We start from the raw sequence: 14572 nt of genomic DNA, 5'->3' as shown, positions 1-14572 counted from the left end.
AATGATCCGGGTGCTGATTGAACGTCATATTGCTGAAACACTCGAATCCGCCTACGAGGACAGATCCCGCAAGGTCCTTCAGAACGCGGTAAGCGCCCCCGGCTTCGTTTCCGGTGAAACGCTGGTCGATACCCACGACTCCAACCATCGACTTACCCTCTCCAACTGGCGCTCCGAAGCTGACTGGCAGCGCTGGCTCCTCTCAGAGGAACGTCGGGAACTGATGGCGGAGCTGATTCCAATGATGGACCGGGACGAGATTATCACTGTGTGGCAGCATAGCTAAAGCACGCTATTCACAGGCGCTCAGTCCCTGCGTTCTATGAAACAGGTGATCTCCTCACGATCGTGGTAGAGGTGACGGGCCCTCAGCAGGAAGTTCATTTCCGTCCGTGCAAGGCCTTCTTCCAGGATGTCCTTGCACACTAACCACTCGTCGTACCGTTTTTTCATCGGTAGTTTCAGATTAAAAACGGTATAGCGGCAAAGCTTGGCAGACAGCCAATGCACGACCATCTCCGAGGTTCGGCGTGGATGGTCGACGATATCGCACACCATCCAGTCCACACCGCGCCGGGGCCGCCATTGATAACCATCTGCCTCAACATGCTCTACGTGCCCGGAAGCCATCAACTCGGCATTCATGGGCCCGTTATCAACGGCGCTCACCATCATACCCTGCCTGACCAGTTGCCACGTCCAGCCACCGGGAGCAGCGCCCAGGTCCACAGCCTGCTTGCCACTTCCCAGGTAGCCCAGTTCCTGGCCCGGGGGCAGGAATACCTTCCACGCTTCTTCCAGTTTCAGCGCCGATCGACTGGGAGCGGACGCGGGCAGTCGAAGCCTTGGAATACCACTGACGTAACGTGCACGATTGCGGGCCAGACTGAATCCGATAATGGCGCGCTCGAATCCCGTCAGTAACACTTCAAGCCGTGCCGGCGACTCAGCTTTCGAATCCTTTCCCAGTAACCCGGCGCCCCTTAGCGCTTTCGACAGTGGGGAAACCCATTTGCGGGCGAAGTTGCCGAGGTCTGCGTCAGCGTTGTTTTCGGGAAGACGAATTTCAATACGGGCACAGACAGGAATCGCCCCATCAACGGACCGCAATGCGTCAATAACGGCGCCGACGCGATCCGACGTGGGCAGGGCTATGTCCGCTAAAACCACAAACCAGTCCCTGACAAACACCAGCTGGTCGATGGACAGCCGCTGGACCAGTATCTCCACCTGCCCGGACCCCGGGCAGTGAAAGGTCAGAAACCCCTGGTTTACAGAGGGCTCGAAGTAACCATAGACCCCGCCGCTGGCAGCCGAGTCGGTTAACTCCCGCCCCGCTTCCGTCTCGAACCCGGGACGACAAATTGCAATCAGTTGTTCCATTAGGCACCTGGACAGGGCTTCTCACCAGAAACCCCAAATTTGAATCTGTTTAACATATACACAGCCCGCATTTGTCTACACTATTGGGCTTTCCGCTGGCAGGAATACCTTAATGCCGCTGTACCTGCGCTTTCTGTTCCCACTGATCGGGCTATTACTGGTCACGGACCTGGCACTGGCGACCCATCCGGGAACGACACCTCATTGCCCGGCGCTGGACGCCATCGATCCGGTGCAACGGGAAGCGCTGATGAACCATGTCTGCTTCCTGAGCGCAGCACCCGACACGCCCGCACATCGGGCCGAATCCCCCCGTGAACTGCCGGCGGATATTCAATGGACATCCGCCAGGGGACACGATCTGGTATTCAGCCACACCGATTCGGTGTACTGGGTTCGCCTCAATGTTCGGAATTCCGGCGATAGCCAGAAGCTCTGGTACCTGAAGCTCAATTACCCACTGCTGGATGAAGTAACGTTCTGGCGCTCCAGCGAACTCGTTGAACCAGCCTTGACCACGGGGGACCAGCACCCCTTTCTCTCGCGGGGCATAGATTACCGGTATTTCCTGCTCCCCGTCACGCTCGGCGCTGGCGAAACCCAAACCATCACCTTGCGGATTCAGAGCAGCGGGGCATTGAACGTTCCGCTGTCGCTGAAAACGCCGGAAACGACGATCGCGGAAAGCAACCACCTTACCCTCCTGCACGGCTTCTTCTATGGGGCGTTGCTGGTCTTTGCGGTATTCAACCTGCTGCTCTTTTTCAGTTCCGGCACCGGCTACTACTTCTACAACGCCTTTTACATGGCATCCCTTGGGCTGTTCCTGTTCGCCATGGGCGGTTTCGCCAACCAGTATTTCTGGCCCGACAGTACCGGTTTCGCCAATACATCGATTCCCATGCTGATGTCGATCAGTTCGCTGGCCATGACCCTGTTCGGGCGCTCATTCCTCGAAATCCCCACCAACACGATTGCGAACAAGGTGTTGACGGGGCTTGCCCTGACCAGCGCAGGCCTGTTCATCATGGCATTCCTGTTGCCCTACAACAGATCCATCGTATTGAATACCGGGATTGCACTGCTGATCATTGCCTGCCTGTTTATCATTGGCATCATCCGCTGGCGCCAGGGATATTCTCCCGCCAAGTGGTACGTAGTGGCATGGTCTGGCATGTTGGCAGGCGCCCTGATCTATTCAATGGCTGCCTTTGGTTACCTGGCTGACTTCCTGGCGCGGGAAATCTTTATGCAGGCCGCCGTTGGAGCGCAGGTTATTCTGCTCAATTACGCCATGGTGCAGCGTTGGCGGCTATTGAATAAAAAGCTTCTGGACGTAGAGCATAACGCCAGAACCGAGCTCGAGTTAAAGGTGCATGAACGCACCGCGCAGCTTCGCAGCGCCATGAGAGAGCTGGAAAAGGCAAACCGGCAGCTGGCAACCCTAAGCCTCAATGACGCTCTGACCGGGCTCCATAATCGCCGTCATATGGACAACCTGCTGCCGGAACTCTGTGCCGAAGCCCGACGTACTGGTCAACCCCTGACCATTGCTCTATTGGATGCCGACCACTTCAAGACTGTCAACGACTCCTGGGGGCACGAGTTTGGTGATCGTTGCCTGCAACACATTGCCGACATTCTCAGGCGCCACGTCAAACGACCCCGTGATGTTGCTATCCGCTTTGGCGGAGAGGAATTCGCCATCCTGTTACCCGGCACCGACGCGAATGGCGCTCTGGGTGTCTGTGAAGGGATTCTTGAGGATATCGCTGCGATACGCGTGCCTGCGGACGATGGCACACCGGTTACGCTGACCATGAGCGCCGGTACCGCCACGTTATCCCAGGGGGATGATGAGCGAGATCTGTTCCGGCGTGCCGATGAGGCGCTCTATCGTGCCAAAGCGTGCGGTCGAAACCGGACTGAGCAAGCGACGCCCGAGGTCTCCTGACTCATTCCTGCCCGATCATAAACCTCGCAGCTGCTGCCGCCGCCTGCTGAATCAGGTCTTCCCGGCTCTCACTCTGTCGCGCCAGGGGCCGATAATCGTGGTCTCCACCTTCCAGCCACGCCAAATTTACGTTATCCAGGGTGTCCAGTGCACGCGCCTCAACCTCTGCCTGTTTGCCGAAAGGGTCCCGCGTTCCCTGAATGATCTGTATTGGCCGGCACAGCGACTGGAAATGATCCGTCCGCCACCGATCATTTTTGCCAGGAGGATGAAAGGGATAGCCGAAACACACAGCACCACGCACCGCGTCGTCAATGCCGGGCTCAGCAGCCAGAATGCTGGCCATTCTTCCCCCCATGGACTTGCCTCCGACAAAAACGCCGGCCTGCCCGTCGATGCCGGCGCAAGTTTCTGCAATGACCGTGCGGAAATGCCCAAGCAGTGTTGGCTGGCGGTCTGGTGGCCGCTTTTTACCATCCTCCCGCCGCTTCTCCATATAGGGGAACTCAAACCTGACGGTCGTCACGCCCTGCGCTGAAAGCGCTGCCGCCAGGAGCTCCATGAACGGCGAATCGGCGGGTGCACCTGCGCCATGTGCAAGGACAAGCACCGGCGCTGCCACACTACTTTTCGCCCTGGTTTTGAATACGGTTACAGAATTCACCAAACCTCCGAATTATGACTATCATTAGTGTTCCGGGAAGCAATGCATCAACCGAACATCAAAAACCGCTTTTGGAGCATTCGTGATTACCCTTGTAGATTCGCCATGTTACTGATTTAGACCCAGTTGACAGAGTTTCAGAGTTGATCTACGTCATTGCAAACAGCTAATCGTTTCTCCATACTTGCGCCCGCATATTTTCCCCACTCTAAACCCATTGGTAAGGCTATGAGCACAGTAAATGCTAACCTGACATACAACTACAAGGTGGTGAGACAGTTTGCCATCATGACGTTGGTCTGGGGCATTGTTGGCATGGGCATGGGTGTGCTGATCGCATCCCAGCTTGTTTGGCCCTCGATGAACCTGGATTTCTCCTGGACTCACTTCGGTCGTTTACGGCCGCTCCACACAAACCTCGTCATCTTCGGGTTTGGTGGTTCGGCACTGTTTGCCACCTCCTATTACGTTGTTCAGCGTACCTGTCAGGCGCGACTGATCTCCGATGGGCTCGCGGCGTTCACCTTCTGGGGCTGGCAAGCCGTGATGGTTGCGGCGATCATTACCCTGCCAATGGGCCTCACCTCTTCCAAGGAATACGCGGAACTCGAGTGGCCAATTGATATCCTTATCGCCATTGTCTGGGTGTCCTACGCACTGGTTTTCTTTGGCACCATCATGCGGCGCGCCACTGCCCACATCTATGTGGCCAACTGGTTCTACGGCGGTTTCATCCTGACCGTGGCCATTCTGCACATCGGTAACAACCTGGCCTTACCGGCGGGTGCCTTCAAATCCTACTCCGCCTACGCAGGCGTGACTGACGCGATGATGCAGTGGTGGTGGGGCCATAACGCGGTCGGTTTCTTCCTGACCGCTGGCTTCCTGGGGATGATGTATTACTTTGTTCCCAAACAGGCCAACCGCCCTATCTACTCTTATCGCCTGTCCATCGTTCACTTCTGGGCGCTGATTGCGACCTACGTATGGGCGGGCGGCCACCACCTGCACTACTCGGCGCTGCCGGACTGGGCCCAAACCGCGGGCATGGTAATGTCTCTGATCCTGCTTGCACCCTCCTGGGGCGGCATGATCAACGGTATGATGACGCTGTCGGGTGCCTGGCACAAACTGCGTACCGACCCGATCCTCCGCTTCCTCGTGGTGTCTCTGTCGTTCTATGGCATGTCTACGTTTGAAGGCCCGATGATGGCCATCAAGACGGTTAACGCGCTGTCGCACAACACGGACTGGACCATTGGCCACGTACACTCCGGTGCACTGGGCTGGGTTGCCATGATCAGTATCGGCGCCATCTATCACCTGATTCCCAAGCTGTGGGGCCTTCAGGCCATGTACAGCGTCAGCCTGATCAACGTCCACTTCTGGCTGGCCACCGTGGGCACCGTACTCTACATCGTTGCCATGTGGGTGAACGGTATTATGCAGGGGCTTATGTGGCGCGCCGTCAACGAAGACGGAACCCTGACCTACAGTTTTGTCGAAGCCCTTGAAGCGTCCGAATCAGGCTATTTCGTGCGATTCCTTGGCGGTGTGATTTTCCTGACCGGTATGCTGGTGATGGCATACAACGTATACATGACCGTGCGTCAGAAGGAAGCCGTTGCTCAGGACAATACAGCAGCGCAAGCGGCGTAACGGGAGACAGAATCAATGAAACACGAAATTGTTGAAAAGAACCTGGGGCTGATGATCGTACTGATCATCTTCACCATCAGTGGTGGTTTCCTGGCAGAAGTGGTTCCGCTGTTCTTCCTGGACGAGACCAACGAGCCGGTTGAAGGCCTTGAGCCCCTGTCAGCACTGGAACTGGAAGGCCGGGACATCTATATCCGTGAAGGCTGTCACGTCTGCCACACCCAGCAGATCCGCCCGTTCCGCGCTGAAACCGAGCGCTACGGCCACTACTCCGTTGCGGGCGAGTTTGTCTACGATCGTCCGTTCCTGTGGGGCTCCAAGCGTACCGGTCCTGACCTGGCGCGTGTCGGTGGTCGCTACTCCGACGCCTGGCAGCGCCAGCACCTGTACGATCCCCGCAGCGTTGTGCCTGAATCCAACATGCCCGCTTTCCCATGGCTGTTCGAGGATCGCATCGATCACACCAGCACCGAGTCCAAGCTGGAAACGCTCCAGACTCTGGGCGTGCCCTATACCGACGAGCAGGTTGCCGGTGCGGCCGACGAAGTCAGGGGCAAATTCGAAATCGAAGCCCTGGTGGCGTACCTGCAGCAGCTTGGTACCGTGATTTCAGATAAACGGTGATCCCCATGGATATTAACGAGTTACGCGGCATTCACTCACTGGTTATTATGGCCATGTTCCTTGGCATCATCTGGTGGGCCTACAGCGCCCACCGGAAGAAGCCCAACGACGAGGCGGCCCACCTGCCCTTCGAGGATGACGACGTGGAAAAGCGTACTCTTGAACAGGAACAAACGGAGAAAAAGCAATGAGTACCTTCTGGAGCATCTGGATCAGCGTGATCGTGCTCGGTACCGTGTTTGGCTGCTGGTGGCTTCTGTATGCCACCCGCAAGGGCCAGACCACCGATACTGAAACCAACAAAACCGTTGGTCATTCGTTCGATGGCATTGAGGAATACGACAACCCGCTGCCCAAGTGGTGGTACTATCTCTTTATAGCGACCTGTGTTTTCGCACTGGGCTATCTCGCCCTGTACCCGGGCCTGGGTAACTACAAGGGTCTACTGGGATGGACCGCTGAGAATCAGTGGCAGGCCGAAATGCAGCAGGCCGATGCCCGTTACGGCGAGCTCTACGCCAAGTTCGGTGACACACCGGTGGCCGATCTGGCAGAGAACGACGACGCCATGAAAATGGGCCAGCGGCTGTTCGCCAACAACTGTGCCGTCTGCCACGGTTCCGCTGGGCGCGGCTCCCTCGGGTTTCCCAACCTGACGGATGACGACTGGCTGTATGGCGGCGACCCGGACACCATCCTGACCACCCTGCACCAGGGGCGTAACGGCAACATGCCCGCGAAGGGCACCATGCCGGGCATGACCTCTGAGCAAGTTGATCAGGTTGTAAACTACGTGCTCAGTTTCAGCGACCGGGCAAAAGACGAAGAAGCCGCTGCCAAGGGCGAGCAGGTGTTTGCACAGGCCTGCGTGGCCTGTCACGGTCAGGACGGCAAGGGCAACCAGGCTATGGGCGCCCCGAACCTCACCGACAATACCTGGCTGTACGGCTCCACCTACGAGTGGATCAAGGAAACCGTGGTAAACGGTCGTGCGAACCAGATGCCCGCACAGGGTGACCGGCTCTCCGACGATCAGATCCAGATCCTGGCTGCGTACGTCTACAGCCTGTCCAACTGAGTACCCGGCCGGGATTCTGTCCCGGCCCGGTCTGCTCAACCCTTGGCCTGCCACCTGCGGACCAAGGCTTGAGAAGATCGACTGCCCCACAGTCCACTGTGAATCAGGGCGCCACATCATCGGGAGGTAACGATGAGCAGTGAGATTCCGGTCAAACAGATTGACCCATCCTCTGACACCTCCGACAACAATAAAAACACCGGAACTGTCGAGCTATACGCCAGCCGCAAAAAGATCTACGTCAAAGGGGTCAAGAAGGGCTTCTTTCAGCGTATCCGGAATGTCAGCCTGACAGCTCTGATGGGCATGTACTTCCTGTTCGTCTGGTTTACCGTGGATGGTCAGCCGCTGATTCATTTCGATCTCCCGGCGCGGGAATTCCACCTCTACGGAACCACGTTCTATCCCCAGGATTTTATCCTGCTGTCGGGTATGCTGATCATCGCCGCATTTGGCCTGTTTTTTATCACCACGCTGTTCGGCCGGGTGTGGTGTGGCTACACATGCCCCCAAACCGTTTGGACATTTATCTTCATGTGGGTGGAGGAGCGTATAGAGGGCAGCCGCAATAAGCGGATGAAGCTGGACAAGGCGCCCCGTTCCGCTGAGAAAATCGCCAAAAAATCCGCAAAGCACTCCGCGTGGCTACTGATTGCGCTCGCCACCGGCCTGACCTTTGTTGGTTACTTCTACCCCATCCGTGAACTCATCACCGACCTGTTCACCCTGCAGGCCAACGGTTGGGCCTATTTCTGGGTCGCCTTCTTTACGGCCGCCACCTACCTGAACGCCGGCTGGCTGCGTGAGCAGGTATGTCTGTATATGTGCCCCTACGCCCGCTTCCAGTCCGTCATGTTCGACCCCGATACCCGCGTGGTGTCCTATGATCCCAACCGGGGGGAGCCCCGCGGCGGGCGCAAGAAAGGCATTGAACCCTCGGAACTGGGCCTTGGTGACTGCATCGACTGTGGCCAGTGTGTTCAGGTATGCCCTACCGGCATCGACATTCGAGACGGGCTGCAGTACGAGTGTATTGGCTGCGCGCTGTGCATTGATGCGTGTGACGAGATCATGGACAAGATGGAATATCCGCGCGGCCTGATTCGCTATACCACTGAAAACGAACTGGAAGGCAAAACCTCGAAGCTGATGAGACCGCGCACCTTTGGTTACGGGCTGGTATTGCTGCTGATGGTTGGCGCGATTGTATTCACAATTGCCACCCGGGTTCCGGCACAGCTTGATGTCCTGAGGGATCGAGGCGCCCTCTTCAGCTTCAATGGTGAAGGCCGGGTAGAGAATACCTACACTCTCAAAGTCGCCAATATGTCGGAAGTGCCGCAGACCTTTACGATCTCGGTTTCAGGCCTGGAAGGCATCCGGTTGCTGACCGAGAACACCCTGACGGTGGCGAGCAGTGAGAACCGGGCACTGCCGACGGTGGTGGATGTCGCGCCCGAGAAACTCTCGGAAAGCAACAATGCCATTGTCTTCACGCTTGAATCACAATCCGACGAATCGCTCGTTCTTGAAACCGAAAGCCGGTTTGTCGGTCCAAATCGCTGATCCCCTGACACCAACCAGGGAGACCAGCCTTGAGAGACAGCACTATGAATGAAAACGCACCCGTCGTTCCCTGGTACCGGCAACCCTGGCTCTGGTTCCTGCTGATATTTCCCGGCGCCGCCATTATCTGGTGCTCCATCGCCATTACGGTCGCGATAAACACCGACAACTCCATGGTAACCGACGACTATTCCAAGGAGGGTCGCGGGATCAACATGGCAATTGCACGCGACCAGAAAGCCCAAGACCTGGGCCTGACGGCAGATATGACATTTGGCGAACGGGAAATCACTCTCTCCATGGATACTGCCGACGGCCCTGCGAACTACCCTTACCTGATACTGAGCCTGTATCACCCGACCATGTCGGAGTACGACCGCACCATACAATTCCGGGCAATCGGCGAGGGACTATACAGCGCCACCCTGAATCAGCCGATTGAAGGCCGCTGGTACTTTGACCTGCGTGGCCCGGACAACCAATGGCGACTGAAAGGTGAGTCCAGCCTGCCATCGCAACGCTCCCTGAGCCTCGGTGCGGTCACAGAAGACCGCGGGTGATCCCCTTGGATTGTTATCATTGTGGTGAGCCGGCCACTGGAACGCCACCCATCACCCTGGAACTTGAAGGAGCGTTGCGACACTTCTGCTGCGTTGGGTGCAAGGCGGTCTGTGAGACCATTCGCGCCGAAGGCCTCACCGGGTTCTACCAGTTCCGCACCGAGCCGGCCGTCACCCCGAAGGCACTCAGCGATTCCGAACGGAACCGTATCCTCGAAGTGGACCATCCCCTGGTTCAGAAGTCGTTTGTATCTCCCGTTACCGCTGGCCAGGAAGCCACACTGCTTGTAAGCGGCATCACCTGCGCCGCTTGCATATGGTTGCTGGAAAACCACATGGCCAGGCAACCGGGCGTGGTGTCATTTTCCGTCAATCACAGCACCCAGCGCGCGCGACTGGTCTGGAACCCGGAGCACTCAAAACTCAGCCAGTTACTGATTGCCGTCCATGAATTGGGCTATCGTGCCCGCCCCTATCAGGCCGATGAGGCCGAAAAAGCCCTGAAAGCCGAACATCGCTCCGCATTGATCCGCCTTGCCGTCGCGGGGATAGCCTCGTTCCAGAGCATGATGCTGGCCTTTCCGCTGTATTTCGAACTGGTGAATGACCTGTCGCCAGAGTTTGTCAGTTTTTTCCGCTGGTTCAGTCTTCTGGTCGCCACCCCCGTTGTCCTTTACAGCGCTCGTCCGTTCTTCACTAACGCGTTCAGGGATCTTCGCAGCCGTCACCTGACCATGGACGTGCCGGTGGCCACCGCGATTGGCTTGGCTTACGTTGCCAGCGCCTGGGTGACTGTGTTTGGTGGTGAGGAAGTCTATTTTGAGTCCGTCTGCATGTTTACCTTTTTCCTGCAGCTTGGTCGCTACATCGAAATGCAGGCCCGTTACCGTGCCGGACTGACAGGCAACGCGCTGGCTGGTTTCCAGCCCATGGTCGCCAACCGCATACAGGAGGACGGCAGTAATATCGTCGCCACCCATGACCTGTCTGCCGGCGACGTTATTCGCATCCGGCCTGGCGAGACATTGCCCGCTGACGGCGTCATTGTCAGCGGGCACTCCACCCTTAACGAAGCAGCGTTGACCGGTGAATATCTGCCGGAAACCCGCAGCGAGGGTGACCCCGTCCATGCTGGCAGCATCAACGGCGAGAACCCGTTGGACATTGAGGTTCGCCGCGCTGGCACCCAGACCAGGCTGTCCGGCATTTTGCGGGTGCTGGATCGGGTGCAGTCTGAGAAACCACCCGTTGCGCTGGCGGCCGACCGAATTGCCGGCGTGTTTGTCAGCCGTGTGCTGATCCTGGCCCCGCTCATCTGGATTGGCTGGTGGCTGGCCGGCGCCGATAATGCTTTCGACATTACGCTCTCGGTACTGGTAGTGACTTGCCCCTGCGCCCTGTCACTCGCCACTCCAACGGCGATAACGTCGGCAACCATGAGGCTTCGCAAACTGGGCTTCCTTCCGACACGCGGACACACCCTGGAATCTCTGAACACCATCGACACGGTAGTTTTCGATAAAACCGGCACCCTGACCCGAGGTGAGCTCAGCCTGTTGGATACCCGAACCTTCGGTAACCTTGATGCGGATCGGTGCCGGCAACTGGCAGCCAGCCTGGAGAACCATTCGGAACACCCGATCGCCAGGGTGTTCCACCAGATACCCAGTGACGCCGCCAGGCAGGTACAAAACCACTTGGGCGGTGGTCTCTCGGGACAGGTAGACGGGGCTCCTCTCTATATTGGCCACCGGGGTTTTGTGGAAGACAAGGTGGGTAGCCCGGCGCCCGAAACCGACACCTCCCATGGCATCGAGATATGGCTGGCCACGATCCACGAATGGCTGGCCCGATTCACACTGGACGATGAACCCAGGCCGGATGCAAGAGAGGCCGTCCAGGCCCTGCAAAATGCAGGACTGCGCACCATACTGCTCAGCGGTGACCGCTCAGGGCACGTTGAGCAGATAGCGGGCAGACTCGGCATTGACGACGCCATCGGCCAGGCCTCACCGGAAGAAAAACTCCGTGTACTGGAGAACCTCCGCGACCAGGGCCACCACATCATGATGGTGGGTGATGGCCTCAACGACCTGCCCTCCATGGCCGGTGCGGGTGTGTCCGTAGCCATGGGAAGCGCTGCCGATCTGACCCAACTCAAGGCCGATGCAGTGCTTTTGAGCGGGCAGTTAACGCAACTGTCCGAAGCCCTGAAAGCCGGCCGGGACACACGCCGCGTCATCCGCCAGAACATGGCCTGGGCACTTGCCTACAATGTCTGCGCCCTGCCGCTGGCAGCAGCAGGCCTGGTGCCACCCTGGCTGGCGGCCATCGGCATGTCCATTAGCTCACTGGTGGTGGTTCTCAATGCCATGCGGCTTGGCAGGCAGCGAGGCAACCCGGCATCTCAACCCCCGGCGGTTGGCGCCGAAGCAACGTCCTGATACCGTGAACACTGAATCACCCAATACGTCTGAGGTAGTCCTGTGCAAATCGTAATGATCCTGGTTCCGGTCATGCTGATCCTGGTGGCACTAGGCATCCTGCTGTTCTCCTGGGCCGTCAAGAACGGCCAATACGATGACCTTGATGGACCGGCCCATCGCATCCTTTATGACGATGACAAAGACATGATCCCGGACGACGCCAAACAACCCAAGCAGGATGCCAACTCCAACTCTGCCGAGGAGCCGGGCGACAGCCACAAATCCTGATGGGCGAAGAACTTTACCTGAGTTATTCCAGCGCCTTCCTGATTGGCCTGCTCGGCAGCACCCATTGCCTGAGTATGTGCGGAGGGATCAGCGCGTCATTGTCCATGGCACTGCCTGTTGGCCGGGGCTTCCGTGTTCGCCAGACCGCCATGCTGCTCGCCTTCAATGGCGGGCGGATTGGCAGCTACGCAGCGATTGCGGCCCTGATCGCGCTGCTGAGCACCAGCGCCTCGGCCTATTGGACGCAACTTGGCCCGATACTTCGAACAATGGCAGGGATACTGCTGATCCTGATGGGACTGTCCATGGGGCAGTGGTGGCAAGGCATCCGCTACGTGGAACGCATCGGTGCCCCGGTCTGGAAACGTCTGTCACCGCTCACCGCCCGAGTGCTCCCGGTGCATCATTTCCACCAGGCGCTCATCCTTGGCGCACTCTGGGGCTGGTTGCCCTGCGGGCTGGTCTACAGCACCCTGGGCTGGGCTGCCCTGCAACCCTCGGTGGGCAGCGCGGCCACCACCATGTTGTTCTTCGGCCTCGGTACCCTGCCATCCATGCTGGCCACCGGTTACGCCGCCACCTGGATCCGAAAACTGCGGGAACACCAACGCTTTCGGCAGATCGCCGGACTGCTGCTGATTGGTTTCGGTATCTGGACCCTTCCTGTCACTGCCTTTTTGCATACCGGTCACGGATAGACAAGGGCTGGACTACCCGCTCGAACCGATCAGATATTAAGCACGTCCAACCGTCCGAAATCGGGTGTTTGGGGCTCGACCGTCCCGGCACTTTGGCCCGGCTCGGAATGGCGGTGACCCTCACGGAAGTTGTACAGGGAGGTATCGGCGAGGTGTGACGGCTCAACGTTACACATGGCCCGAAACATGGTTTCCAGGCGCCCCGGGTGCTGCTTGTCCCAGGTCTGGAACATGTCCTTGATCACCTGACGCTGCAGGTTTTCCTGGGAACCGCAGAGGTTGCAGGGAATGATCGGGAACTCGCGCAAGCTGGCGTAGCGCGCAATGTCTTTCTCCCGGCTGTATGCCAACGGGCGAATCACCGTGTTCCGGCCGTCGTCGCTGTGCAGAACCGGCGGCATGGATTTCAGCTTGCCGCCATAGAACATGTTCAGGAACAGCGTTTCCAGCAGGTCATCCCGATGGTGCCCCAAAGCAATCTTGGTAACGCCGTGTTCTTCCGCAAAATTATAGAGAATTCCGCGACGTAGGCGGGAACAAAGTCCGCAGGTGGTCTTCCCTTCCGGTACTTTTTCCTTAACAATACTGTAGGTGTCCTTCTCGATGATGTGATACTCAATATCAAGAGCCGAAAGGTACTCAGGCAGCACTTCTTCCGGGAAGCCGGGCTGCTTCTGATCCAGGTTCACAGCAATCAGCTCAAAGCGCACCGGCGCGCTTTTCTGGAGATTCAGCAGGATATCGAGCATGGCGTAGGAGTCCTTGCCGCCAGACAGGCAGCACATGACTTTGTCACCAGCCTTGATCATCGAGAAATCAGCAATCGCCTGCCCCATTTCCCGGCGCAGGCGCTTCTGCAGCTTGTTCAGTTCCAGTTTCTGCTTGCGCTCCGCTTCAGGAGTCTGGGCGGTTTCGGAGTTGGCAGTTATTGCTTCGGGCATAGGAAAACGTCGTTCATAAGGTCAGTGAGCGTCGGATTATACGCGTGCAAAAGTTCCAGGGACAGGATACAGACATGGATATGTTAGACACAAAACCGGAAGCCACCGGTAAACGGGAATTCAACCGTATTCGCAACCGCAGTGCCATTCTTGACGCGGCGCGGGAGTGCTTTCGGGAACGGGGGTACGACAACTCCACCATCCGCGATATCGTACGCCGTACCGGCCTGGCGGCAGGCACCTTCTACAATTATTTTTCCAGCAAACAGGACATTTTTGCAGCTCTGCTGACAGATTTCCTAAGCGGCCTCAATCACAACCTTACCGAATGCCGAAAGTCCGCCAATTCCGCTGAAGACTTCATCTACTTTGCATACCTTTCGCTGTTCCGGGCCACCGCCAGCGACCCACTGGTTTACGAGCTGGCGCATCGTAACGATCGTGCCATCCGTGAACTGTTCGGCTCAGACATTCTCGGGCTTGCCATGCTCTCCCTGGAGGACGATGTCAGGAACGCCGTTGAGCGTGGCCTGTTGCCGGAGATGGACGAAGAGTACCTGTGCGCCGCTTTCTTCGGGGTAGGCTACGAACTCAGCTTGCGCCTGGCCTACCGTGCCCACAATCGGCCCGCCGAGGCCGAGGCCGAAGCCAGGAATGCCACCCGGTTCGCGACCAACCTGTTCCTGAAGGGGTTGGAGCGGGACATGCCTCTTCCGTAACGGCGCCCTGTC

At 57.9% G+C, this 14572-nt stretch carries 15 protein-coding genes; 12 read left to right on the top strand and 3 right to left on the bottom strand.

What is annotated here, in order from left to right; all coding sequences use genetic code 11:
• The first annotated feature begins 1 nt into the window (after position 1).
• Entirely contained in the window at positions 2-286 is a 285-nt protein-coding gene (locus R1T46_RS12050; protein WP_317305528.1) for an antibiotic biosynthesis monooxygenase family protein, read from the top strand.
• Between the two features lie 20 nt (positions 287-306).
• Here the strand turns inward: R1T46_RS12050 and rlmM are convergent, their stop codons facing one another.
• Positions 307-1383: a 23S rRNA (cytidine(2498)-2'-O)-methyltransferase RlmM gene (gene rlmM, locus R1T46_RS12045; protein ID WP_317305527.1), complete on the bottom strand. Its 1077-nt coding sequence runs from the start codon at positions 1381-1383 to the stop codon at positions 307-309.
• A gap of 112 nt (positions 1384-1495) precedes the next feature.
• Between rlmM and R1T46_RS12040 the strand changes: the two genes are divergently transcribed.
• Positions 1496-3337, top strand: a complete 1842-nt coding sequence (locus R1T46_RS12040) for a diguanylate cyclase (RefSeq protein WP_085680193.1) — start codon at positions 1496-1498, stop codon at positions 3335-3337.
• Between the two features lies 1 nt (position 3338).
• Here R1T46_RS12040 and R1T46_RS12035 read toward each other — a convergent pair whose 3' ends face one another.
• On the bottom strand, positions 3339-4001 hold the full coding sequence (locus R1T46_RS12035) for an alpha/beta family hydrolase (RefSeq protein ID WP_052479672.1): 663 nt from the start codon (positions 3999-4001) through the stop codon (positions 3339-3341).
• A gap of 228 nt (positions 4002-4229) precedes the next feature.
• Between R1T46_RS12035 and ccoN the strand changes: the two genes are divergently transcribed.
• From ccoN to R1T46_RS11990, 9 genes are all read left to right on the top strand, one after another.
• Positions 4230-5660: a cytochrome-c oxidase, cbb3-type subunit I gene (ccoN, locus tag R1T46_RS12030; protein ID WP_007153696.1), complete on the top strand. Its 1431-nt coding sequence runs from the start codon at positions 4230-4232 to the stop codon at positions 5658-5660.
• A 15-nt stretch (positions 5661-5675) separates the two neighbouring features.
• Positions 5676-6284, top strand: a complete 609-nt coding sequence (ccoO, locus tag R1T46_RS12025) for a cytochrome-c oxidase, cbb3-type subunit II (RefSeq protein ID WP_317305525.1) — start codon at positions 5676-5678, stop codon at positions 6282-6284.
• A gap of 5 nt (positions 6285-6289) precedes the next feature.
• Positions 6290-6475: a CcoQ/FixQ family Cbb3-type cytochrome c oxidase assembly chaperone gene (locus R1T46_RS12020; protein ID WP_036205261.1), complete on the top strand. Its 186-nt coding sequence runs from the start codon at positions 6290-6292 to the stop codon at positions 6473-6475.
• Positions 6472-7362: a cytochrome-c oxidase, cbb3-type subunit III gene (gene ccoP, locus R1T46_RS12015; protein ID WP_228209736.1), complete on the top strand. Its 891-nt coding sequence runs from the start codon at positions 6472-6474 to the stop codon at positions 7360-7362. Before R1T46_RS12020 ends, ccoP begins: the two co-directional genes overlap by 4 nt.
• A gap of 132 nt (positions 7363-7494) precedes the next feature.
• Positions 7495-8928 carry a cytochrome c oxidase accessory protein CcoG gene (gene ccoG, locus R1T46_RS12010; RefSeq protein WP_317305523.1) on the top strand — a complete coding sequence of 478 codons (1434 nt, stop codon included), beginning with the start codon at positions 7495-7497 and terminating at the stop codon, positions 8926-8928.
• A 29-nt stretch (positions 8929-8957) separates the two neighbouring features.
• Positions 8958-9488, top strand: coding sequence for a FixH family protein (locus tag R1T46_RS12005; protein ID WP_227517904.1), 531 nt, complete (start codon positions 8958-8960; stop codon positions 9486-9488).
• Positions 9485-11932 carry a heavy metal translocating P-type ATPase gene (locus tag R1T46_RS12000; RefSeq protein WP_317305522.1) on the top strand — a complete coding sequence of 816 codons (2448 nt, stop codon included), beginning with the start codon at positions 9485-9487 and terminating at the stop codon, positions 11930-11932. The genes R1T46_RS12005 and R1T46_RS12000 overlap by 4 nt, the downstream gene beginning before the upstream one ends.
• A 42-nt stretch (positions 11933-11974) precedes the next feature.
• Positions 11975-12202 (top strand): cbb3-type cytochrome oxidase assembly protein CcoS, encoded by a 228-nt coding sequence (gene ccoS, locus R1T46_RS11995; RefSeq protein WP_041334231.1) that lies wholly within the window; start codon positions 11975-11977, stop codon positions 12200-12202.
• Positions 12202-12900, top strand: coding sequence for a sulfite exporter TauE/SafE family protein (locus R1T46_RS11990; RefSeq protein WP_085680187.1), 699 nt, complete (start codon positions 12202-12204; stop codon positions 12898-12900). Before ccoS ends, R1T46_RS11990 begins: the two co-directional genes overlap by 1 nt.
• A 29-nt stretch (positions 12901-12929) precedes the next feature.
• On the opposite strand, the gene ttcA is transcribed toward R1T46_RS11990, so the two are convergent.
• Complete coding sequence (ttcA, locus tag R1T46_RS11985) at positions 12930-13841, bottom strand: tRNA 2-thiocytidine(32) synthetase TtcA (protein WP_317305521.1); 912 nt, start codon at positions 13839-13841, stop codon at positions 12930-12932.
• Positions 13842-13915: 74 nt separating this feature from the next.
• On the opposite strand from ttcA, the gene R1T46_RS11980 reads away from it, so the two are divergent.
• Positions 13916-14560 carry a TetR/AcrR family transcriptional regulator gene (locus R1T46_RS11980; RefSeq protein WP_041334226.1) on the top strand — a complete coding sequence of 215 codons (645 nt, stop codon included), beginning with the start codon at positions 13916-13918 and terminating at the stop codon, positions 14558-14560.
• Positions 14561-14572 lie beyond the last annotated feature (12 nt).

The organism is Marinobacter salarius (genome assembly GCF_032922745.1).
In the GTDB taxonomy this organism is placed as follows: domain Bacteria; phylum Pseudomonadota; class Gammaproteobacteria; order Pseudomonadales; family Oleiphilaceae; genus Marinobacter.
The sequence above is the reverse complement of the archived record's forward strand: the minus strand, read 5'-3'. Positions and strand labels throughout refer to the sequence as shown.